A 20824-nucleotide genomic window follows, 5' to 3' on the forward strand; every position below is an offset into this window, starting at 1 on the left:
TCGAAAAGTTCGCGGGATCAGCGCAATCCGGTGGGCAGGAGTTGTGCCAATCGGCGTACCGCGCGGTGCTGGAGCGCCTTGATCGCGCCCTCGTTGCGGTTCATGATCTCGGCCGTCTCCGCCACCGACAGGCCCTGCAGGAACCGCAGGATGATGCATTCCCGCTGGTCATCGCCCAGTTCGGCGACACAGCGGAGCAGCTCGGTGCGGGTCGCGCGGCTGATCGCCTCCTGCTCCGGGCCCGCCTGGACGCTCGCGCCGACGCTGAAGGGCGCCGAACCCGGTTCGGTCACCTCGTCGGTCACGACCTCGAGGCGGAACCGGCTCGACTTCACGTGGTCGAGCACGAGGTTGCGGGCGATGGTGACGAACCAGGCGCCGACGTCACGTCCCTGGTAGCTCACCGACGTGATCCGGCGCAGGGCACGCAGGAACGTCTCGCTGGTGACGTCCTCGGCGAGGTCGCGGTCACCCAGGCGGAAGAGCACGTACCGGTAGACGACGTCGACGTAGCGGTCGTAGAGCCGGCCGAACGCGGACGAGTCGCCGTCCTGGGCGGCGCGCACCAGGTCCCAGGCCTCCGCCTTCGCCGCCTCGGCGCGCTCCTCGTCGACCGCCTGCCTGCTCAGCGGCACGGACGGCGATCGGCCGAACACGCGCTCGGCGAACATGAAGACGGGGCCGCGGCTCACGGCGGTCGGCACGGTCATCGGGCGGCACCTCCGGCGGCGGCTTCGGCCCTGTGCTGGGCCACGGTACCCCCGGAACCCGGACGAGCAGGGGCCTGCCGGCTCGCGTGCCCCACGACGTCGTGGGCAGGCAAGTTCGTCACGGCGACTCCCTCTCTCCGGTCGCGGCGGTGATCAACAACACCCCGCGACGCAGTGCAGCATACGTGTAGTTACCGCGAAGTAGGTAGTGGCTCCGAGGTTGCACAGACGCGACGCTCGCGGCCGGCACCCATGACGTCGCTCCGAATGACAGACTTGCAACGGTTTGGGCCGGGCGAGGAGAGGTGGACCGCGGGTGAGTGCTCCAGAGGGGACGCAGGCAGGGGTCGGCGGGCTGCTCACGCGGGCCGCGGCCACGTGGCCGGATCACCCGGCCGTGCGCGAGACGGGCACCGGGCGAGGCCTGACGTACGCCCAGGTCGAGGCGCTCGTGCGGGCGCAGGCCGGGCGGCTCGTGGACGCGGGGATCGAGCCCGGCGACCGGGTCGCGCTGCGGCTGCCGACGGCGGTGGACTTCGTGGTCGCGATCTTCGGCGCGCTGCGCGCCGGCGCGGTCGTCGTGCCGCTGTCGCCGCAGGCGCCGGCGCCCGAGTTCGAGAAGCTGCTCGCGCACAGCGGTGCCAAGGTTGTCATCACGCGCGACACCGAGGAGACGCTGCCGGACGGCGTGACGGGTCTCACTCCGGAATCCGACCCGGATGGCCCAGTCGAATTCGTCGACGACGGCCGGGCGGGCGCCGGCGAGGACATCGCCGTCGTCTCCTACACCTCGGGCACCACCGGCCCGCCGCGCGGCGTGATGCTCTCGCACCGCGCGCTGCTGGCGAACCTGGAGCAGCTGAGCGGGGTCGAGGGCGTCCTCACGCACGACGACCGCGTGCTGATCACCATCCCGCTCTTCCACGTCTACGGCCTCGGCCCAGGCTTGCTGCAGGCGGTGTCGGTGGGGGCGACGGCGATCCTGTCGGAGCGCTTCGAGGCGCAGCGCACGCTGGACGACTGCGCCGAACACGGCGTCACGACGATCACCGGCGTCCCGACGATGTACTCCGAGTTCGCCGCGCTCGGCACCGAGGAGCTGCGGGGCAAGCTGGCGACCGTCCGGCGGATGACGTCGGGCGCCGCGCCGCTGCACCCGAAGGTGCTGGGCGCGCTCCGCGAGGCGACCGGGGTCGACGTCTACGAGGGCTACGGGCTCACCGAGTGCGCGCCGGTGGTGACGTCCACGCTGGTCACCGGTTACCCGAAGCCGGGCTCGGTCGGGCGGCCGCTGCCCGGGGTCGAGCTGCGGCTGGTCGACAGCGACGGCACCGACCAGGCCGTGCCGCTCGACCCGGACGACGTCGACGACGTCTTCGAGGCCGACGGCGAGACCGGGCTGGTCTCGATCCGCGGCGCGAACCTGTTCTCCGGCTACTGGCCCGACGGCGGCCACGGGCCGGACGACGAGGGCTGGTTCCGCACCGGCGACGTCGGCTACCTCGACGTCGACGGCGACCTGCACCTGGTCGACCGGGCCAACGACCTGATCATCGTCAACGGCTTCAACGTCTTCCCGACCGAGGTGGAGGCCGTGATCACCGAGCTGCCGGAGGTGGCCGAGGCCGCGGTCGTCGGGGTCGTGGACGAGCGAAGCGGCGAAGCGGTGAAGGCGTTCGTGGTGCCGGCGGCCGGGGCGTCGTTGTCCGAGCAGCAGGTCGTCGACCACTGCGCGGCCCACCTCGCGGGGTACAAGGTGCCGCACGCGGTCGAGTTCGCCGAGTCGCTGCCGCACTCGGCCACCGGCAAGCTGCGCCGCGTGCGGTTGCGGTAATTGCGGTAATAAGGACGACATGGCGCACGAAGTGACGGTCATGAGCCGGGTGGGCTGCCACCTCTGCGAGGTCGCGGAGGCGGACGTCGCCCGGATCTGCGGCGAGCTGGACGTGCCGTGGAAGACGGCGGACGTCGACACGGACCCGGAGTGGCGGGCGGAGTACGGCGACCGGGTCCCGGTGATCCTGGTCGACGGCGCCGAGCACGGGTACTGGCGGGTGGAAGAGGACCGCCTCCGGCGCGCGCTGGCATGAACCGGTCGTGAGTGAGAAACAGGGTTAGAACACTGTTTCTCACTCACGACAACTTGCGCCGGGCCCCAGCCGTAACACGCTCGTAAGCGGTTCCCGGCAGCCTTTTACCGCTCCCGCTCCGAAGATGGAGGCGTGAGCACTCTGCAGGAAGCGCCGCCCGAGGCACCGAGGCGGCTTTCGCTGCCCGTCGCCACCCTCATCGGGCTCCTCGCGCTGGCCGCGGCCCTCGGGGTCGGGCACTTCGTCGCGGGCTTCGTCGGGTACACCGCGTCGCCGTTCATCGCGGTCGCCAACTACGTCATCGACCACAGCCCGACCGGGATCGTGAAGTGGGCCGAGCGGACGCTGGGCACCTGGGACAAGCCGATCCTCAAGGTCGGGCTGGCCGTCGTGCTCGTTCTGTTCGCGCTGCTCGCCGGGCAGCTCTCGCGCCGGACACCGCGGGCCGGGCAGGTCCTCGTCTTCCTGCTGGGCGCCGCCGGGGTCGCCGCCGTCTACGCGCGCAGCGACCTCGGGCAGGTCTCGCTGCTGGCGCCGGTCGCGGCCCTCGTCGCCGGGCTCGTGGTGTTCACGATGCTGCACCGGGTGGCGCTGCCCGCGGACCTCGTGCACGACCGGGGCTTCGACCGCCGGAAGTTCCTGCGCGCCGGGATCGGCGTCGCCGCGGGGTCGGGGATCGCGGCCGTCGTCGGCCAGGTGGCCGGGACCAGCAAGAACGCCGAAGACTCCCGGGCCGCCGTCGGGCCGCTCGTCCCCGCGCGCACCGCGCCGCCGCTGCCCGCGGACGCCGACTTCGCGAAGCTGGGCTCGCCGCCGTTCCTCACCCCGAACGGCGACTTCTACCGCATCGACACCGCGCTGGTCGTCCCGCAGATCCGCACCGAGGACTGGAGCCTGAAGATCCACGGCATGGTCGACAAGGAGGTGACGTTCTCCTACGCCGACATCCGCAACCGGCCGCTGGTCGAGCGCCGCGTCACGCTCACGTGCGTCTCCAACGAGGTCGGAGGCCCGCTGATCTCGAACGCGACCTGGCTCGGCGTCGACCTCGTGGACCTGCTGGACGAAGCCGGCGTGCGGCCGGGCGCCGAGCAGATGTTCGCCACCAGCGTCGACGGCTGGACGTGCGGCACGCCGGCGAACGTCGCGCTCGACCCGCAGCGGGGCGCGATGCTGGCGATCGGCATGAACGGCCAGCCGCTGCCGATCGAGCACGGCTTCCCGGCGCGGATCGTCATCCCGGGCCTGTACGGCTACGTCTCCGCGACGAAGTGGGTCGAATCCCTCGAATTCACGAAGTGGGACGCGCGGCAGGCGTACTGGCTGAACCGCGGCTGGGCCGAGCAGGCGCCGATCAAGACGGAGTCCCGGATCGACACGCCGAGCGGCTTCGCCGGCGTGACGGCGGGCAAGGTCCGGCTGGCCGGCACGGCGTGGGCGCAGCACACGGGTATCGCGAAGGTCGAGGTCCGGCTGGACCAGGGCCCGTGGCAGCCGGCGGTGCTGTCGGCCGAGGTGAGCAAGGACACCTGGCGCATGTGGTGGGTCGAGCTGGACGTGCCGAAGGGGACGCACCAGGCGTTCGTCCGCGCGACCGACCAGGACGGCTACACGCAGACCGAGAACCGCGCGGACCCGGTCCCGGACGGGGCGACCGGCTGGCACTCGGTGACCCTCGACGCCCGCTGACGCCGGAGCCGTTCACAGCGTCCGGTCGCCCGTTCGTCGCGCCGCGGGGCCGGCACCCGATCATCGCTCGGCGGCCGCCGGCCCCGGAAGTGCCTGGCGGACAAGGATTCTGACGCCGTGTCATGATCGTGCGCGGCCGGGAACCGCCTCCGACCTGTGACTTTGTGCGCGCGTTCACAAGTGGTCTACCGTAGGACCATCGCCCCCGGGCGGTCCGTATCGAACCGGACCCCGGGCCCTGGGTCAAGACACAGTTCGGCACGGCCGTGGCGATGGCCGCCGGGTGCACAGCGGGCAGGAGACAACGGCGTGGTGACACAGCGGGGGAGGCGCGACGAAGCGAGCTCCCCGGGCCGGCCGCCGCGCCGGTCGCGCCGCCAGGACACCCCGGACGCCGACAACGCGCCGACCGCCGAGATCCCGGCCGTGCCCGCCGACGGCAACGGCCGCGCCGGGGATGCCCCCGAGGCCGTCCGGGCGAAGTCGATCCCCGAAGCCGCGGTCGCCCGCCTCGCCGTCTACCTCCGCGTGCTGTCCGGAATGTCCGAGCAGGGCGCGACGACCGTTTCGAGCGAAGAGCTCTCCCAGGCCGCGGGTGTCAATTCCGCGAAATTGCGCAAAGACCTCTCGTACCTCGGCTCCTACGGCACCCGCGGCGTCGGCTACGAAGTGAGCGTCCTGGTCAGCCAGATCGAGCGGATCCTGGGCCTGACCCGGCAGCACAAAGTGGCCGTGGTCGGCATCGGAAACCTCGGCCACGCGCTGGCCAACTACGGCGGCTTCCCGGGGCGCGGGTTCCCGGTCGAGGCCCTGTTCGACCTGGACGCGGACCTGATCGGCGTGCCGGTCGGCGGCCTCCCGGTGTCGCACATGGACGACATCCCGCGGGTGTGCGCCGAGCGCGGGATCTCCATCGGCGTGATCGCCACCCCGCCCACCGCCGCGCAATCGGTGTGTGACCGCCTGGTCGCGGGCGGTGTCCAGTGCATCCTCAACTTCGCTCCCGTCGTGCTGCAGGTTCCTGCTCACATCGAGGTCCGCAAAGTGGATTTGGCCGTCGAGCTGCAGATACTCTCGTTCCACGTGGCCCGCCGCGCGGATGACGCCGCCGGCAATCAGGGCAATTCCGGATTACCCGGCACCGTCAGGCCGTCCGACAATGGGAAGGGCGGCCGGAACGGTTCGGGCCCGGACGGCGGACGAGAAATGGTGGTACGCGGATGAGCGTCCTGGCGGTCGGGCTTTCGCATCGGAGCGCTGAGCTGAGCACGCTCGAGCGCGTCGCGGTGCCGGCGCCCGAGGTCGGCAAGGTCCTCGACGAGCTGCAGCAGGCCGAGCACATCAGCGAGGTCATGCTCGTCTCGACGTGCAACCGGATCGAGGTCTACGCGGTCGTCGAGACGTTCCACGGCGGCCTCAACGACGTCTCCGCGGTGCTGGCCCGCCAGGCCGGCATGGAACCGGCCGACCTCTACGACAGCCTGTACGTCCACTACGCCGGTGCCGCCGTCGAGCACCTGTTCTCCGTCACCTCCGGCCTGGACTCGATGGTCGTCGGCGAGACGCAGATCCTCGGCCAGATCCGGTCCGCCTACGCCACCGCGCGCGAGGCCGGCACCGTCGGCCGCACGCTGCACGAGCTCATCCAGACCACGCTGCGCGTCGGCAAGCGCGTGCACTCCGAGACCGGGCTCGACCAGCTCGGCGCGTCGGTCGTCTCCGAGGCGCTCGCCGCGGCCGGGGACGTCGCCGGCAAGCACGCCGTCATCGTCGGCGCCGGCTCGATGGGCGCGCTGAGCGCCTCGCAGCTGCGCAAGGCCGGGATCGGCGAGATCACCGTCGCCAACCGCACCGACGCCCGCGCCCGCCGCCTCGCCGCGAACGTCACCGAGCAGGGCGTGCCCGCCCGCGCGATCCCGCTGTCGCTCGTCGCGGACGCCGTCCGCGACGCCGACGTCGTGATCTGCTGCACCGGCGCGCAGGACGCGGTCTTCGGCCCCGAGCACGTGCCGGCCCGCGGCGGCCGTGACCTGGTCGTCTGCGACCTCGGCCTGCCCCGCGACGTCGACCCGGCGGTCGGCGAGCTGGCCGGCGTGCGGGTCGTCGACCTGGCCACCGTCCAGCGCCGGATGCGCGAAGCCGGCACCCCGACCACCGAGCGCCAGACGGCCAAGGCGACCGGGATCGTCCTCGACGAGGTGCGCGACTACCTCGCCGGGCAGCGCAGCGCCGAGGTGACCCCGACGGTGACGGCGTTGCGCCGCCGGGCGGCCGAGGTCGTCGACGCCGAGCTGCTGCGGCTGGACCACCGGCTGCCCGACCTGGACGGCGCCGTCCGCGAGGAGGTCGGCCGCACGGTCCGCCGGGTGGTCGACAAGCTGCTCCACGCGCCGACGGTGCGGGTCAAGCAGCTGGCCGCCGAGACGGCCGACACCGACTACGCGAACGCGTTGCGCGAACTGTTCTGCCTCGACCCGCAGGCGCCCGCCGCGGTGGCGAGCCCGAAGCCCCCACCGGAGAAGAAGTAGTAGTGACCAGAGTCATTCGCATGGGTACGCGTGGATCGAAGCTCGCGCTGACCCAGACCGGGATCGTCGCCGATGCCCTCCGCGCCACCGGCGTCGAGGTCGAGATCGTCAAGGTGACCACCCCCGGCGACAGGTCGATGGCGCCGATCGCGACGATCGGTGTCGGCGTGTTCACCTCGGCGCTGCGGGAAGCGTTGCTGCGCAACGAGGTCGACGTCATCGTCCACTCGTACAAGGACCTGCCGACCGCACCCGAGCCGGGCATCACGCTCGCCGCCGTGCCGCCGCGCGAAGACCCGCGAGACGCGTTGATCGCGCGCGACGGGCTGACGCTGGGCGAGCTGCCGCCGGGTTCGAAGGTGGGCACCGGCGCCGCGCGGCGCACCGCCCAGCTGCACGCGCTGGGTCTCGGTTTGGAAATCGTGCCGATTCGCGGCAATATCGACACCCGCATGCGCAAGGTGACCGACGGCGAGCTGGATGCCGTGGTGCTCGCGCGTGCCGGACTGGCCAGGGTCGGACTGGTCGGGGTGATCACCGAGACCCTCGACCCGATCCAGATGCTGCCCGCGCCCGCCCAGGGCGCGCTGGCGGTGGAGTGCCGGACCGCCGACGTGGACCTCGAGCAGCTGCTCGCGGCCACGCTGGACGACGAGGGCACGCGGGCCGCGGTGACGGCCGAGCGTTCCCTGCTGGCCGCGCTCGAGGCGGGGTGCAGCGCGCCGGTGGGCGCGCTCGCCGAGATCGTCGAAGATCTCGACGCCGAGGGCAAGGTCGTGGAACGGATCTCGCTGCGCGGCACCGCCGCGGTCGACGGCGAGGACGGCGCGGTGGACATGGTCCGGGCCATCGCGCTGGCCGACAAGCACCAGGCCGCCCAGCTGGGCAAGGACCTGGCCGCCGAGCTGCTGGACCTCGGTGCCGGAGCCCTCTCCGGTCCCGCTCAGTAGCGCTTTCCGAAGCGCTTCCCAAGACGTAGGAGATCTGCGTCCGTGCACTCGCGCACGGACGCCGCAAGAGGAGAAACGCACAGATGACCCCCGCGCGAAAGACCACCGGGCGCGTAGCGTTCGTGGGCTCCGGGCCCGGCGACGCCGGCCTGCTCACGGTCCGTGCCCAGGAACTGCTCGCCAAGGCCGAGGTCGTGGTGACCGACCCCGACGTGCCCCAGGCGGTGCTGGCCATGGCCGCCGAGGGCGCCGAGGTCCGGCCCGCCGTCGGCGAGGCCACCGAGGTCGCCAAGGACCTCACCGCCGAGGCCAAGGCCGGCCGGCTGGTGCTGCGCCTGATCGCGGGCGACCCGCTGACCACCCCGGCCGTCGTGGCCGAGGTGCAGGCGGTCGCGCGCACGAGCGCCGTGTTCGACATCATCCCGGGCGTCTCGCCGGGTGCGGCCGTCCCGGCGTACGCGGGCGTCGCGCTGGGTGGCACGCACACCGAGGTCGACGTCCGCGGTGACGTCGACTGGGCGGCACTGGCCGCCTCGCCCGGCCCGCTGGTGCTGCACGCTTCGTCGGCCCACCTGGCCGAGGCCGCGTCGGCGCTGACCGGCAACGGCGTCCCGGCGTCGACCTCGGTCGCGGTGACCGCGAACGGCACCATCAACACCCAGCGCACCCTCGACACCACGCTCGAGAAGGTCGCCAACGACGCGGGCGAGCTCGTCGGGCCGTTGATCGTCACGATCGGCCAGGCCGCCGGGCACCGCTCGAAGCTGTCCTGGTGGGAGTCGCGCGCGCTGTACGGCTGGAAGGTCCTGGTGCCGCGCACCAAGGAGCAGGCCGGCGAGATGGCCGAGCGCCTGCGCGGCCACGGCGCGACGTCGCACGAGGTGCCGACCATCTCGGTCGAGCCGCCCCGCAGCCCGGCGCAGATGGAGCGCTCGGTCAAGGGCCTGGTCGACGGCCGCTACCAGTGGATCGTCTTCACCTCCACCAACGCGGTCCGTGCGGTGTGGGAGAAGTTCGAGGAGTTCGGCCTCGACGCCCGCGCGTTCTCCGGCGTGAAGATCGCCTGCGTCGGCGCGGCCACCGCGGCGAAGGTGCGCTCGTTCGGCATCATCCCCGAGCTGATCCCGTCCGGCGAGCAGTCATCGGAAGGCCTGCTGGCCGAGTTCCCGCCGTACGACGACGTGCTCGACCCGGTCGACCGCGTGCTGCTGCCGCGGGCGGACATCGCCACCGAGACCCTGTCGGCCGGCCTGCGCGAGCGCGGCTGGGAGATCGACGACGTGACGGCCTACCGGACCGTCCGGGCCGCGCCGCCGCCCGCCGAGACCCGCGAGATGATCAAGACCGGCGGGTTCGACGCGGTCTGCTTCACCTCGTCCTCGACCGTGCGGAACCTGGTCGGCATCGCCGGCAAGCCGCACACCCGCACGCTGGTCGCGTGCATCGGCCCGAAGACCGCGGAGACCGCGGTCGAGTTCGGGCTCCGGGTCGACGTCCAGCCGGAGAAGGCCGACGTGCCGCACCTGGTGGACGCGCTGGCCGAGCACGCCGCCCGGCTCCGCGCGGAGGGCGCCCTGCCGCCGCCGCGCAAGGCGAAGCGGGCCCGCCGCTCCTGAGGTACTGCGTGACGAAGGCCGCCCCGGTTCGCCGGGGCGGCCTTCGCTCGTTTCAGCGGGCGTTGTCCTCGCGCCACTTGAGGTAGTCGGCCACCGAAGCCGGGACGTCGAACTGCGGCTTGAACCCCGTGTCCGCCGTCAGGCGCGAAATGTCCAGGTACGGGCCGCTCGCGCCGCCCGGGGGAAGCGTTGTGCCCAGGGCGGCCGCGAACTCGCCGTAGGTGAACGGGCGGCCGCTCGACACGTTGTAGACCTCGTGGTTCACCGTCTCAGCCGTGGTCAGCAGGGCGATCGCGCGGCCCGCGTCCGGGGCGTCGCAGACGTCGCCGCCGTCGTCGGTGTGCAGGTCCGGGGGTGGGGAAGCCCCGTTGACCAGCGACGGGATCGGGCAGAACGGGGACCGCGGATCCACGAGCGGGCCCCAGACCGTGCCGATCCGCAGCACCACCGGCTGGACGCCGCTGCCCGCGAGGCCGTGCGTCGTCAGGGGCTCGACCGCCTTCTTGAACGCGATGATCAGGTGCGGCAACGCGGCGGCCGGCAGGTCCAAGCCCTCGTGCCACGGGATCTCGGGACGCCCGACGTACACCCGAGACTGCTCGCCACGGCGAACCGGCGGACACCCCACGCCCGGGCCGCGGCGAGGGCGTTGAGCAGGCCCGTCGTGTCCGTGCGGAAGAACTCGACCGGATCCTCGCCGGGAACGCTGCCCGCCAGGTGGACGATGTCGGTGATCCCGTGGCGTGAACCGAGCGCCAGGAACGTCTCGCGGTCGGTGACGTCGAGCTGCTCGACCGTCACCCGCCCCGCGAGGAAGGACGGGACCTCGACGCGGCGGTGGGCGGTGACGACCACGTCGTGGCCGAGGGCGAGGAGGGCGCGGGCGGTGTGGGCGCCGATCATGCCGAGCCCGCCGGTGACGAGGATCATCGCGCCAGGCTAGGCACGCCGTCTCGCCCGTTCTTGAACGAATCGCGCAGGAACGGCAGGGAGGACGCCGAGTGGTCGTGGCCGCACGCGCACTCCTCGACGCTGCCGCCCAGCAGCCCGCGCGGGGTGAGCCCGGTCAGGCGCAGGCACTCCCGGTTGAGGTGCGCCTGGTCGGCGTACCCGGCGTCGGCGGCGAGCCCGGCGGCGCTCCGCAACCCCGCCTGGGCCAGCGCGAGGAAACCCTGGAACCGCAGCGTCCGCTGGAGGACCTTCGGCGTGACGCCCACCGCGTGCCGGCAGCGGCGCCGCAGCTGGCTGGGGGACAGCGCGAGCCGTCCGGCCAGGGAGTCGATGTCGACCGGGCGCCACGGCATGAGCGCCTCGACGGCCGCGTTCACCAGCGGGTCCACCCCGCTGCGCGGCAGCCGGTCCTGCAGTGCCGCGAGCGATCCGGCCGCGGCCGCCGCGAGGGTCCCGGCCCGGGTACCCCACAGGTCCGCGAGGTCGACGTGCCGGTCGACCAGCTCGTCGAGGGGTACCGGGAGCGGGGGTGCGGCGCCGGGCCGGTAGCGCACGCCGACGAGGGTGGTGCGCGCCGGCAGGACCTCGAGCAGCGGCGCGGTCAGCGGGCCGAGCAGGCGGGGCCGGCCACCGAGCGGGAAGTGCAGCTCGATGCCGCCGGTGGGCAGGTGCCGCTGGACGTACGGGGTCGCGCCGGTGCGCTGGGTCCAGACCGTCCGGACCACGTCCGCCAGCTCCGGCACGGGCAGGCGCTCGACGTACTCGGTCACGCCTCCACCGAATCGCCCGTGCCGAACGGCGTCAAGCCATTCACCGAGCGGAAAGCGCCGCTGAGCACCCTTGCGGAACCCGCGCCCGAACCGCCGGAGTAACTTGGAAGGGTGTTCCCAGAGCATCGTCCCCGCAGGCTCCGCACCACCCCGGCCATGCGCAGGCTGGTGGGTGAAACGACGCTGCGGCCACGCCAGCTGATCCTCCCGATGTTCGTCGCCGAAGGGCTCGACCAGCCGAAGGCGATCTCGAGCATGCCGGGCGTCGTCCAGCACACCCGCGACACGCTGCGGAAAGCCGCCGTCGACGCGGTCAACGCCGGCGTCGGCGGGCTCATGCTCTTCGGCATTCCCGAGACGCGGGACGCCGAGGGCTCCGGGGCGGTCGACGAGAACGGCATCCTCAACGTCGCCCTGCGCGACCTGCGGCACGAGCTCGGCGACGCCACCGTGCTGATGGCCGACACCTGCCTCGACGAGTTCACCGACCACGGCCACTGCGGCGTCCTGGACGCCGACGGCGGGGTCGACAACGACGCCACCCTGCGCCTCTACGCCGAGATGGCCGTCGCGCAGGCCGAAGCCGGGGCGCACGTGCTCGGGCCGTCCGGGATGATGGACGGCCAGATCGGCGTCATCCGCCGTGCGCTCGACGAGGTCGGCCACAGCGACAAGGCCATCCTCGCGTACGCCGCGAAGTACGCCAGCGCGTTCTACGGTCCCTTCCGCGAGGCCGTCGACTCGCAGCTCAAGGGCGACCGCAAGACCTACCAGCAGGACCCGGGCAACGCCCGCGAGGCGCTGCGCGAGATCGAGCTGGACCTCGCCGAGGGCGCGGACATGATCATGGTCAAGCCCGCTCTGTCCTATTTGGACGTCGTCAAGGCGGCCGCGGACATCTCCCCGGTCCCGGTGGCGGCGTACAACATCTCGGGCGAGTACGCGATGGTCGAGGCCGCCGCGGCCAACGGCTGGCTGGATCGCGAGCGCACGGTCCTCGAGGTGCTGACGTCGATCCGCCGCGCGGGCGCCGACATGATCCTCACGTACTGGGCCGCCGAAGCCGCTGCCTGGCTGGACTGACCGGTTAGAGTCACCGCCGTGGCGGACAAAGACACCGAAGATCTCAGCGGTCTCACCGACGACGAACGACGCAAGAAGGGCCGCTCGCCGGACCCGCTGATGCCGGGCCAGAAGGCGCCCAAGGCGACGCCGCCGAAGCCCGTGGCGATCGCGTTCTGGCTGTGGCTCGTCGGGGGCGTCGTGCTGATCCTCGGCTACGTCCAGCTGCTGACCAGCAAGTCGGCCGTCATCGACCAGTACGTCAAGGGCACCACCGACCCGAAGTACACGCCGCAGATGATCGCGGACGGCGTCACGACGCTGCTGTGGTACCTGCTCGGCGGGTCGGTCGTGTTCGTGCTGCTGTTCCTGCTCTTCGCGTACAAGGCCCGCGAAGGCACCCGCTCGGCCCGGACGGTGCTGACCGTCCTGCCGGTCGTCATGGTGCTGCTGATCATGGTCGTCGCGCCGATCATCAACTACCTGACGCTGCTCGCGGTGCTGGTGTTCGTCATCGCGGTCATCCTGATGTACCTGCCGTCGGTCGCCGCCTACTTCCCGAAGGCCGGCCGGAAGCCGTGAGCGACCGGCTCTACGCCGAGTCCGGCGTGAGCTGGGCCGCCATCCTGTGGGGCCCGGTGTTCGCGCTGGTCGGCGCGCTGGCCGAGCTGGTCACGGGCGGGCCGGTGCACATCGTGGGCTGGCTGATGGTCGGCGCCGGGCTGTGCGCGATCACCGTGCCGTGGGTCTACGCGCGGCGGCGGTTCCTCTCGCTGGAAGTCACGACGAAGCAGCTGCGCCAGGGCCGGGAGAAGGTCGCGGCGGACCAGCTCGCCTCGGTGACGGACGTCGGTGCCCCGGTCGGTGCGCGGGTGCTGGGCGGCGGATGGTCGGTCCCGCGCAAGTACGACTCGCTGCCGGTGGAGCTGGCGGACGGCACGGTGGTCCTCGCGTGGGCGAAGGACGTCGAAGCCCTCCAGGACGCGCTCGACCGGCTCGTCCGGGCGACGCCGAAGGAAGCATGAGAAAATCCCTCTCGTGATCGACCTTCCGCAGCCCACCGGGGCCGAGCTCTGGCCGCCGGAAGAAGCCGGCCCACAGGACCGGCTGCACAAGCCTTGGCGGGCGCTCGTCGCCGCCGTGGAGGTCGTGCTCGCCGTGGCCGCCGGGTGGGCCGCCTACGCGCTCTGGCACGGCGGGTCCGCCACCGTCGTCACGCGCACCGACGACGGCGCGGTCCTGGAGTCGCACCGGTACTTCGGCGGGATGCTCGCCGCCGCCATCGGGCTGGGCACCGTGGCCGCGATCCTGCTGGTCGACGCGGTGCGTCAGCTCTCGCTCGCGGTCCGTGCGCGGCACCCGAAGCCGAAGGCCTGATACACAGCTCCCACACAGGGAACGAACAGTCAATTGCTAAACAGCGGCGACACTGTTGCCGCATGACGCGCGTGCGTGCCTCGAAGGCATGGGTGATCAACGGTGCTCTGGTCGTACTGCTGGCCGGAGCGGCTTTCGGGATATACCAGGCATTCAGCCCCGAACCGAACACGGCGCAGGCGCAGACGCGCAGCACCGCGGTGCGCCGCGCGACGGTCACCGAGACCATTTCCGCGGCCGGGACCCTCGCCAGCAGCTACACCGGCGCGGCGAACTTCTCGAGCGCGGGCAAGGTCACTTCGATCGACGTGAAGGTCGGCGACGTCGTGAGCGCCGGCCAGAAGCTCGCCACGATCGACAGCACGCAGGCGTCGAAACAGCTGCAGGTCGCGAAGGCGAACCTCGCCGTCGCGCAGGACAGCCTGGACTCCGCCGAGGACGCCGAAAACACCCCGGCGACCGGGCAGAACAGCCAGAACTCGCAGAACAGCGCGCAGTCGGCGGCCACCAGCGTCACGTCGGCGCAGGCGAAGCTGGACCAGGCCCAGCTCGACGTCCAGACCGCGCAGGAGACCCTCGACAACACGACGCTGTACGCGCCCGGCGCGGGCACGGTCACCGCGGTCAACGGCACGGTCGGGCAGCAGTCCTCCAGCGGCTCGGCGAGCAGCAGCGGCTCGCAGTCGTCGTCCAGCGGCAGCGGCCAGGGCGGGCAGGGCTCGTCGAACTCGAGCGCCGCGTCGTCGTCCAGCAGCACCGGCAGCGGCTTCATCACCATCACGAACATGACCGGCCTGGTCGTGAACACCTCGGTCGCCGAGATCGACGTCAGCAAGGTCAAGGCGGGCCAGAAGGCCACCGTGACGCTCAACGCGCTGCCGGACAAGCCGGTCCAGGCCACGGTGTCGAGCATCAACCTGACGCCCACGACGAGCGGCAGCGTCGTGTCCTACGGCGCGCAGCTGGCCCTGACCGCCCCGCCGGACGGGCTGCGGCCCGGCCAGTCGGCGAGCGTGGTGATCACCGTCGCCTCGGCCGAGAACGCGCTGAGCGTGCCGGCCGCGGCCGTGACGACGGCCGGCAACACCAACATCGTCACCGTGCAGGAGAACGGCCAGAACGTCCCGCGCCAGGTGCAGATCGGGATCCGCGGCGAGTCCACCGTGCAGATCACGTCCGGGCTGACCGAGGGCGAGAACGTCGTGCTCACCGGGGCCTCTTCGGCCACCGGCACCGGCCGGACCGGCACCGGGACGGGCGGCACCGGCGGGTTCCCCGGCGGCGGGACCGGGGGCTTCCCCGGCGGCGGCCAGCGCGGCACGGGCACCGGTGCGGGTGGCGGCTTCGGCGGCCGCGGGTGAACCCGGTGATCGCGGTCTCCGGACTGCGCAAGACCTACGGCGCCGGTGAGACGGCCGTGCACGCACTGCGTGGTGTCGAGCTCACCGTGTGGCCCGGCGAGTACGTCGCCATCATGGGTGCTTCGGGCTCGGGCAAGTCGACGCTGCTGAACATGCTCGGCTGCCTCGACGTCCCGACGTCCGGCCAGTACCTGCTGGACGGCTTCGGTGTCGGCAAGCTGAACGAGCGGCAGCTGGCGTTGCTGCGCAACCGGAAGATCGGCTTCATCTTCCAGTCCTTCAACCTCGTGCCGCGGACGTCGGCACTGTCCAATGTGGAACTCCCACTCGTCTACAGTGGACTTCGGCGGTCGGAACGACGCCGGCGCGCGCTGGCGGCGCTGGACATGGTCGGGCTCTCCGACCGCGCCAAGCACCTCCCCAGCGAGCTGTCCGGCGGGCAGATCCAGCGCGTCGCGGTGGCGCGGGCGCTGGTCACCGGCCCGGCGATGCTGCTGGCCGACGAGCCGACCGGCAACCTGGACCGCCGCAGCACCGCGGACGTCCTCGGCGTGTTCGACCGGCTCAACCAGCTCGGGCGCACCATCGTCGTGATCACGCACGAGGACGAGGTCGCCGCGCACGCGCGGCGCGTGGTGCGGGTCGACGACGGCCTCATCGTCTCGGATGAGGTCACTCGCGTGGCCGGCACAGTCGGAGCGCTCACGTGAACTTCTTCGAAATCCTGCGCTTCGCCGTCCGCGGGCTCACCGCGAACAAGCTGCGCTCGGCGCTCACCACGCTCGGCATCACCATCGGCGTCGCCGCGGTGATCCTGCTCGTCGCGGTCGGCAACGGCGCCTCGGCGGCCATCGCGGCCAGCATCCAGGGCCTCGGCACCAACGTCGTCAACGTCTCCCCGGCGCGCGGCGGCGGGCAGGGCGCGTCCGCGCGGCCGCTGACCGTCCAGGACGCGCACGCGCTCGTCGACCCGATCGGCGCGCCGGACGTCAAGGCGGCCTCGCCGGTGGTGAACACGACGGCGACCGCGACCTACGGGCAGACTTCCTACGACATCTCCAGCGTCGCCGGCACCGAGCCCGCGTACTTCACGACGACCAACCGCGATCTGGCCCAGGGGCAACTGTTCACCGCCGAAGACGTCACGGCCGCGCGCAAGGTCGTCGTCCTCGGGCCGACGACGGCGGAGTCGATCTTCGGCAGCGGCACCGACGCGGTCGGCAAGAACGTGCTGCTCAACAGCATCCAGTTCACCGTGGTCGGCGTGCTCCAGGCCAAGGGCAGCACCGGCCTGCAGAACGCCGACGACGTCGCGATCGCGCCCATCTCGGCCGTGCAGAACTCCCTGGCCGGCTACGGCAGCCTCAGCCAGATCGCGGTCCAGGCCACCAGCGCCGACTCCGTGTCGCTGGCCCAGTCCGAGATCACCGCGATCCTCAACGCCCGCCACGGCATCCGGCTCGGCGGCACCGCCGACTACCAGATCCAGAACTCCGAGCAGCTGCTCGCGACGCGGACGTCGGCGACCGAGACGTTCACCGTCCTGCTGGCGGCGGTCGCGGCGATCTCGCTGCTGGTGGGCGGCATCGGCGTCACCAACATCATGCTCGTCACGGTGACCGAGCGGATCCGCGAAATCGGCATCCGCAAGGCCATCGGCGCCCCACGCTCGGCCATCCTCGGCCAGTTCCTCGCCGAAGCGACCATGCTCAGCCTGTTCGGCGGGCTGCTCGGCGTCGCGATCGGGCTCATCGGCAGCCGGTTCACCATCTCCGGGATCACTCCCGTCGTGGTGCCGTCGTCGATCCTGCTCGCCTTCGCGGTATCCGCCCTGATCGGGCTGTTCTTCGGCAGCTTCCCGGCGAACCGGGCCGCCAAGCTGCGGCCGATCGACGCCCTGCGTCACGAATAAGGAGTCTTCGCCATGTCTTCCTCCACGACGACCCAGCCGGGGGACGAGCCGACGGCCGTGCTGCCGGCCGTCGAGCCGACCGCGGAGCAGATCGTCGCCAGCCCGGCGGTCGACGGTGATCTGAACGCGGAGATGCGCCGCGCCGCGAAGCCGTTCTCCCGCAGCACACTGGTGCTGGCCGGGCTCGTGGTGCTGGCGATCGCCTTCGGTGGCGGCGCCTGGACCCACGCGGCCTTCGGCTCGTCCTCCTCCTCGACGCCCACCGGGCGCCAGGGTGGGACCGGCGGCGCCGGGCAGAACGCCGCGGGCGGCACCGGCCAGACCGGCGGCACGGGCCAGCAGGGCGGCGGCTTCCGCGGCGCGGGCGGGCGCGGCACGACGGGCACGGTCGACCACGTCGACGGCACCACCGTGTACGTGAAAACCGCGCAGGGTAACGACGTCAAGGTGTCCACATCGGACTCGACGACCGTCGGCGTGACCCAGCAGGGCAAGCTCTCGGACCTCAAGCCGGGCTCGACGGTCGTCGTCCAGGGCCAGGCGGGCGACGACGGGACGGTGGCCGCGCAGGCCATCACCCAGCAGGCGGCGCGCTAGCCGAGCGCGACGATCGCGGTGTTGAGCGCCGTCGCGTAGAGGATCCAGGCCAGGTACGGCACGAGCAGCGCGGCGGCGGCTTTCGACCGGCGGGCGAACAGGACGATCGTCACGACCACGACGACGTCCAGCACGGCGATGTCGACCAACGCCGCCGTCGCCGCGCCGCCCTCGAAGAACAGCGGCGTCCACAGCAGGTTGGCCAGCAGGCCGATGCCGTACGCGGCGAAGCCCCGGGTTTCGCCGTCCGTGCGCCAGTACAGCCAGCCGGAGACGGCGATCGTGACGTACAGCACCGTCCACACCGGACCGAACAGGGACGCGGGCGGCGCCCACGACGGCAGCTCGAGCCGCGCGTAGACCTCCTTCGACGAGGTGGCGGCCAGCGCGCCGACCACGGCCACCACGGCGACGACGCCGAGGAAGCAGGCCAGCACCAGCCACGGGTTGCGCTGTGACGCACGTTCGGTCACCGGCTGTTCCCCTCCCGGGCGGCGTCGGGTCACCTTAGCCGGGTTTGCGAGACTGGGCAGGTGAGCACTGGAACCGAGCAGTCCAAGGCATGGTTCGACCGCGCGAAGACGGCCATCCCGGGCGGGGTGAACTCGCCGGTCCGGGCGTTCAACTCGGTCGGCGGCACCCCGCGGTTCATGGTCCGCGGCGAGGGCCCGCACCTGTGGGACGCCGACGGCAACCGCTACGTCGACCTGGTCTCCTCCTGGGGCCCGATGATCCTGGGCCACGCGCACCCGCACGTCGTGGAGGCGGCGCGCGCGGCGGCGACGGCCGGGCTGTCGTTCGGCACGCCCACCATCGGCGAGGTCGAGCTGGCCGAGGAGATCATCAACCGGGTCGAGCCGGTCGAGCAGGTGCGCCTGGTCAACTCGGGCACCGAGGCGACCATGAGCGCGATCCGGCTGGCCCGCGGGTTCACCGGCCGGTCGAAGATCGTGAAGTTCGCCGGGTGTTACCACGGTCACGTCGACGCGCTGCTCGCCCAGGCCGGCTCCGGCGTCGCGACGCTCGGGCTGCCGACGTCGCCGGGCGTCACCGGCGCCCAGGCCGCGGACACGATCGTGCTGCCCTACAACGACCTCGACGCCGTCCGGCAGTCCTTTGCGGACAACCCGGGCGAGATCGCCGCGGTGATCACCGAAGCCGCGGCCGGGAACATGGGCGCGATCGCGCCGGACGAAGGCTTCAACGCCGGCCTGCGCGAGATCGCCCACGAGCACGGCGCGCTGCTGGTCATGGACGAGGTGATGACCGGGTTCCGCGTCTCGAGCGCGGGCTGGTTCGGCCTCGAAGGCGTGGCCGGCGACCTCTACACGTTCGGCAAGGTGATGTCCGGCGGGCTGCCGGCGGCGGCCTTCGGCGGCCGCGCCGACGTGATGGCCAAGCTGGCCCCGGGCGGGCCGGTCTACCAGGCCGGGACGCTGTCCGGGAACCCCGTCGCGGTGGCCGCGGGCCTCGCGACGCTGCGCGCGGCCGACCACTCCGTCTACGCGGCGCTGGACGCCAACGCCAAGCGCCTCGGCGACCTCTTCCGCCGCGAGCTGAGCGCCGCCGGGGTCGCGAACCACGTCCAGTACGCGGGCAACCTGGTCAGCGTGTTCTTCGGCGACCAGCCGGTGCGCGACTACGCCGGCGCGCAGGCGTCCGAGACGTGGCGGTACCCGGCGTTCTTCCACGCGTTGCTCGACGCGGGCGTCTACGGCCCACCGAGCGCGTACGAGGCCTGGTTCGTCAACGCGGCCATGGACGACGAAGCGTTCTCGGTGATCGAAGCGGCTCTGCCGGCGGCGGCTCGCGCGGCGGCGGAGGCGGTCAAGTGACCACGGTCGTCCACATGCTTCGCCACGGCGAAGTGCACAACCCCGAGAAGATCCTCTACGGCCGTCTCCCCGGCTACCGGCTCTCCGAGCGCGGGCAGCGGCAGGCGCTGACGGTCGCCGAGGCCGTCGCGGGCCACGACCTCGTGCACGTCGTCGCGTCGCCGCTGCAGCGCGCGCAGGAGACGGCGGGCCCGATCGCCGCGGCGCACCGGCTCGACATCGCGACCGACGAGAACCTGATCGAGGCCGGCAACCAGTTCGAGGGCCTGCACGTCGCGGTCGGCGACGGCGCGCTCCGGGAGCCGAAGCACTGGCCGAAGCTGGTGAACCCGTTCAAGCCGTCGTGGGGCGAGCCGTACCTGGAGATCGCGCACCGGATGCTCGGCGCGGTCCACCGCGCGCGGGAGGCGGCTGACGGCCACGAGGCGCTGTGCGTGTCGCACCAGCTGCCGATCTGGACGCTCCGGCGGTTCCTCGAGGGCAAGAAGCTGTGGCACGACCCGCGGCGCCGCCAGTGCTCGCTGGCGTCCCTGACGTCACTGGTCTTCGACGGCGACGAACTGCGCGAGATCGTCTACAGCGAGCCGGCGGGGACGACGGACCCGAAGGTGACCGGGGCATGAAACGGCTGGTCGCCGGGGTCGCCGCGGTGCTGGCGCTGGCCGGTTGCAGCGCGGGCAAGGACGCGGTGGTGCAGGGGAGCAGCTTCAGCTTCGTGTCCCCGGGCGGCAAGGTCGACATCACCTACGACCTCACCCAGCGCCAGACGGCCCCGGTGCTCGCGGGCGACGACCTGATGAACGAGGGCAAGCAGCTGTCGCTGGCGGACTTCCCGGGCAAGGTCGTGGTGCTCAACCTGTGGGGCCAGTGGTGCGGGCCGTGCCGCACGGAGGTCCCGGAGCTGGAGTCGCTGGCGAAGCAGGCCCAGGGCGTCCAGGTGGTGGGCATCGACGTCCGCGACCCGGCGCGCGAGGTGGCCCAGGACTTCGTCCGCGACCGGCAGCTGACGTACCCGTCGATCTACGACCCGGACGGCCGGGTGCTGCTGAAGCTGAGCGGCTACCCGCGCAACATCATCCCGTCGACGATCATCCTCGACAAACAGCACCGCGTGGCGGCGGTGTTCCTGCGGCCGGTGCTGGCCCAGGACCTGCTCCCGGTCACGCAACGCCTGGAGTCGGAGCAGGCCTGACCGGCACCGAGGGACGCACCCCGGCAGCCGGGGGCGGAACCGGCACCCGCCCAGACCCCGCCCACCACCCCGATCCGAAGCCAGAACACGGACGGGAGTGCCGGGTCAAGGCATCTTTCCCGCCTTGACGCGGTGCTGCCGTCCGTAGTCACAATCGGGCTTCGGGGTGGTGAACCGCCGCACG

23 protein-coding genes are annotated in these 20824 nt (G+C 72.2%); 18 read left to right on the forward strand and 5 right to left on the reverse strand.

Translation table 11 applies throughout. The annotated features are described in order from the left end of the window. Positions 1-17: 17 nt before the first annotated feature. Complete coding sequence (locus AA23TX_RS43420) at positions 18-710, reverse strand: sigma-70 family RNA polymerase sigma factor (RefSeq protein WP_155548730.1); 693 nt, start codon at positions 708-710, stop codon at positions 18-20. Between the two features lie 316 nt (positions 711-1026). On the opposite strand from AA23TX_RS43420, the gene AA23TX_RS43425 reads away from it, so the two are divergent. The 7 genes from AA23TX_RS43425 (at position 1027) to AA23TX_RS43455 (ending at position 9583) form a co-directional block, all read left to right on the forward strand. After that, positions 1027-2544, forward strand: coding sequence for an AMP-binding protein (locus AA23TX_RS43425; protein WP_155548731.1), 1518 nt, complete (start codon positions 1027-1029; stop codon positions 2542-2544). Between the two features lie 19 nt (positions 2545-2563). Beyond that, positions 2564-2800: a glutaredoxin family protein gene (locus AA23TX_RS43430; RefSeq protein WP_155548732.1), complete on the forward strand. Its 237-nt coding sequence runs from the start codon at positions 2564-2566 to the stop codon at positions 2798-2800. A 132-nt stretch (positions 2801-2932) separates the two neighbouring features. Continuing rightward, positions 2933-4489, forward strand: coding sequence for a molybdopterin-dependent oxidoreductase (locus AA23TX_RS43435; protein WP_155548733.1), 1557 nt, complete (start codon positions 2933-2935; stop codon positions 4487-4489). A 309-nt stretch (positions 4490-4798) separates the two neighbouring features. Further along, positions 4799-5713: a redox-sensing transcriptional repressor Rex gene (locus tag AA23TX_RS43440; RefSeq protein ID WP_155548734.1), complete on the forward strand. Its 915-nt coding sequence runs from the start codon at positions 4799-4801 to the stop codon at positions 5711-5713. Continuing rightward, complete coding sequence (locus AA23TX_RS43445; protein ID WP_155548735.1) at positions 5710-7017, forward strand: glutamyl-tRNA reductase; 1308 nt, start codon at positions 5710-5712, stop codon at positions 7015-7017. The genes AA23TX_RS43440 and AA23TX_RS43445 overlap by 4 nt, the downstream gene beginning before the upstream one ends. 20 nt (positions 7018-7037) lie before the next feature. Beyond that, complete coding sequence (gene hemC / locus AA23TX_RS43450; RefSeq protein WP_155548736.1) at positions 7038-7967, forward strand: hydroxymethylbilane synthase; 930 nt, start codon at positions 7038-7040, stop codon at positions 7965-7967. Between the two features lie 83 nt (positions 7968-8050). Continuing rightward, on the forward strand, positions 8051-9583 hold the full coding sequence (locus AA23TX_RS43455) for a bifunctional uroporphyrinogen-III C-methyltransferase/uroporphyrinogen-III synthase (RefSeq protein WP_155548737.1): 1533 nt from the start codon (positions 8051-8053) through the stop codon (positions 9581-9583). Positions 9584-9635: 52 nt separating this feature from the next. Here the strand turns inward: AA23TX_RS43455 and AA23TX_RS50600 are convergent, their stop codons facing one another. From AA23TX_RS50600 to AA23TX_RS43465, 3 genes are read right to left on the reverse strand one after another with little or no spacing between them, the layout of a single operon-like run. Then, positions 9636-10172, reverse strand: a complete 537-nt coding sequence (locus AA23TX_RS50600) for an NAD-dependent epimerase/dehydratase family protein (protein WP_230863068.1) — start codon at positions 10170-10172, stop codon at positions 9636-9638. Next, positions 10100-10513 (reverse strand): NAD-dependent epimerase/dehydratase family protein, encoded by a 414-nt coding sequence (locus AA23TX_RS50605; protein ID WP_230863069.1) that lies wholly within the window; start codon positions 10511-10513, stop codon positions 10100-10102. The genes AA23TX_RS50600 and AA23TX_RS50605 overlap by 73 nt, the downstream gene beginning before the upstream one ends. Continuing rightward, on the reverse strand, positions 10510-11304 hold the full coding sequence (locus AA23TX_RS43465) for a helix-turn-helix domain-containing protein (protein WP_230863070.1): 795 nt from the start codon (positions 11302-11304) through the stop codon (positions 10510-10512). Before AA23TX_RS43465 ends, AA23TX_RS50605 begins: the two co-directional genes overlap by 4 nt. 111 nt (positions 11305-11415) lie before the next feature. On the opposite strand from AA23TX_RS43465, the gene hemB reads away from it, so the two are divergent. From hemB to AA23TX_RS43505, 8 genes are all read left to right on the forward strand, one after another. Further along, on the forward strand, positions 11416-12387 hold the full coding sequence (hemB, locus tag AA23TX_RS43470) for a porphobilinogen synthase (protein ID WP_155548739.1): 972 nt from the start codon (positions 11416-11418) through the stop codon (positions 12385-12387). Positions 12388-12405: 18 nt separating this feature from the next. Next, on the forward strand, positions 12406-12948 hold the full coding sequence (locus AA23TX_RS43475; protein ID WP_155548740.1) for a hypothetical protein: 543 nt from the start codon (positions 12406-12408) through the stop codon (positions 12946-12948). Then, positions 12945-13391 carry a transport-regulating membrane protein Mce1N gene (mce1N, locus tag AA23TX_RS43480; RefSeq protein ID WP_155548741.1) on the forward strand — a complete coding sequence of 149 codons (447 nt, stop codon included), beginning with the start codon at positions 12945-12947 and terminating at the stop codon, positions 13389-13391. Before AA23TX_RS43475 ends, mce1N begins: the two co-directional genes overlap by 4 nt. Before the next feature lie 13 nt (positions 13392-13404). Further along, the gene (locus AA23TX_RS43485) at positions 13405-13743 is read left to right on the forward strand and encodes a hypothetical protein (RefSeq protein ID WP_155548742.1); all 339 of its coding nucleotides are present in this window, start codon (positions 13405-13407) and stop codon (positions 13741-13743) included. 62 nt (positions 13744-13805) lie between these two features. After that, complete coding sequence (locus AA23TX_RS43490) at positions 13806-15104, forward strand: efflux RND transporter periplasmic adaptor subunit (RefSeq protein WP_155548743.1); 1299 nt, start codon at positions 13806-13808, stop codon at positions 15102-15104. Then, on the forward strand, positions 15101-15814 hold the full coding sequence (locus tag AA23TX_RS43495) for an ABC transporter ATP-binding protein (RefSeq protein WP_155548744.1): 714 nt from the start codon (positions 15101-15103) through the stop codon (positions 15812-15814). The genes AA23TX_RS43490 and AA23TX_RS43495 overlap by 4 nt, the downstream gene beginning before the upstream one ends. Next, positions 15811-17016: an ABC transporter permease gene (locus tag AA23TX_RS43500; RefSeq protein ID WP_155548745.1), complete on the forward strand. Its 1206-nt coding sequence runs from the start codon at positions 15811-15813 to the stop codon at positions 17014-17016. The genes AA23TX_RS43495 and AA23TX_RS43500 overlap by 4 nt, the downstream gene beginning before the upstream one ends. 12 nt (positions 17017-17028) lie before the next feature. Continuing rightward, positions 17029-17613: a hypothetical protein gene (locus tag AA23TX_RS43505; RefSeq protein ID WP_155548746.1), complete on the forward strand. Its 585-nt coding sequence runs from the start codon at positions 17029-17031 to the stop codon at positions 17611-17613. On the opposite strand, the gene AA23TX_RS43510 is transcribed toward AA23TX_RS43505, so the two are convergent. Next, positions 17610-18086, reverse strand: coding sequence for a TspO/MBR family protein (locus AA23TX_RS43510; RefSeq protein WP_155548747.1), 477 nt, complete (start codon positions 18084-18086; stop codon positions 17610-17612). The two genes, AA23TX_RS43505 and AA23TX_RS43510, sit on opposite strands and share 4 nt — an antisense overlap. Before the next feature lie 60 nt (positions 18087-18146). Between AA23TX_RS43510 and hemL the strand changes: the two genes are divergently transcribed. The 3 genes from hemL to AA23TX_RS43525 are packed head-to-tail and all read left to right on the forward strand — an operon-like array spanning position 18147 to position 20640. Continuing rightward, positions 18147-19448 (forward strand): glutamate-1-semialdehyde 2,1-aminomutase, encoded by a 1302-nt coding sequence (gene hemL / locus AA23TX_RS43515; protein WP_155548748.1) that lies wholly within the window; start codon positions 18147-18149, stop codon positions 19446-19448. Then, on the forward strand, positions 19445-20071 hold the full coding sequence (locus AA23TX_RS43520; RefSeq protein ID WP_155548749.1) for a histidine phosphatase family protein: 627 nt from the start codon (positions 19445-19447) through the stop codon (positions 20069-20071). Before hemL ends, AA23TX_RS43520 begins: the two co-directional genes overlap by 4 nt. Beyond that, positions 20068-20640, forward strand: coding sequence for a TlpA family protein disulfide reductase (locus AA23TX_RS43525; protein WP_155548750.1), 573 nt, complete (start codon positions 20068-20070; stop codon positions 20638-20640). Before AA23TX_RS43520 ends, AA23TX_RS43525 begins: the two co-directional genes overlap by 4 nt. Positions 20641-20824 lie beyond the last annotated feature (184 nt).

It is taken from the genome of Amycolatopsis camponoti (genome assembly GCF_902497555.1).
GTDB lineage: Bacteria > Actinomycetota > Actinomycetes > Mycobacteriales > Pseudonocardiaceae > Amycolatopsis > Amycolatopsis camponoti.

Bases quoted from the DNA above. Each gene is read 5' to 3' on its own strand.
- AA23TX_RS43420 (WP_155548730.1), bottom strand. From the start codon at position 710: ATGACCGTGCCGACCGCCGTGAGCCGCGGCCCCGTCTTCATGTTCGCC.
- AA23TX_RS43430 (WP_155548732.1), top strand. From the start codon at position 2,564: ATGGCGCACGAAGTGACGGTCATGAGCCGGGTGGGCTGCCACCTCTGC.
- AA23TX_RS43445 (WP_155548735.1), top strand. From the start codon at position 5,710: ATGAGCGTCCTGGCGGTCGGGCTTTCGCATCGGAGCGCTGAGCTGAGC.
- hemC (WP_155548736.1), top strand. From the start codon at position 7,038: ATGGGTACGCGTGGATCGAAGCTCGCGCTGACCCAGACCGGGATCGTC.
- AA23TX_RS43455 (WP_155548737.1), top strand. From the start codon at position 8,051: ATGACCCCCGCGCGAAAGACCACCGGGCGCGTAGCGTTCGTGGGCTCC.
- AA23TX_RS50605 (WP_230863069.1), bottom strand. From the start codon at position 10,513: ATGATCCTCGTCACCGGCGGGCTCGGCATGATCGGCGCCCACACCGCC.
- AA23TX_RS43490 (WP_155548743.1), top strand. From the start codon at position 13,806: ATGACGCGCGTGCGTGCCTCGAAGGCATGGGTGATCAACGGTGCTCTG.
- AA23TX_RS43505 (WP_155548746.1), top strand. From the start codon at position 17,029: ATGTCTTCCTCCACGACGACCCAGCCGGGGGACGAGCCGACGGCCGTG.
- AA23TX_RS43525 (WP_155548750.1), top strand. From the start codon at position 20,068: ATGAAACGGCTGGTCGCCGGGGTCGCCGCGGTGCTGGCGCTGGCCGGT.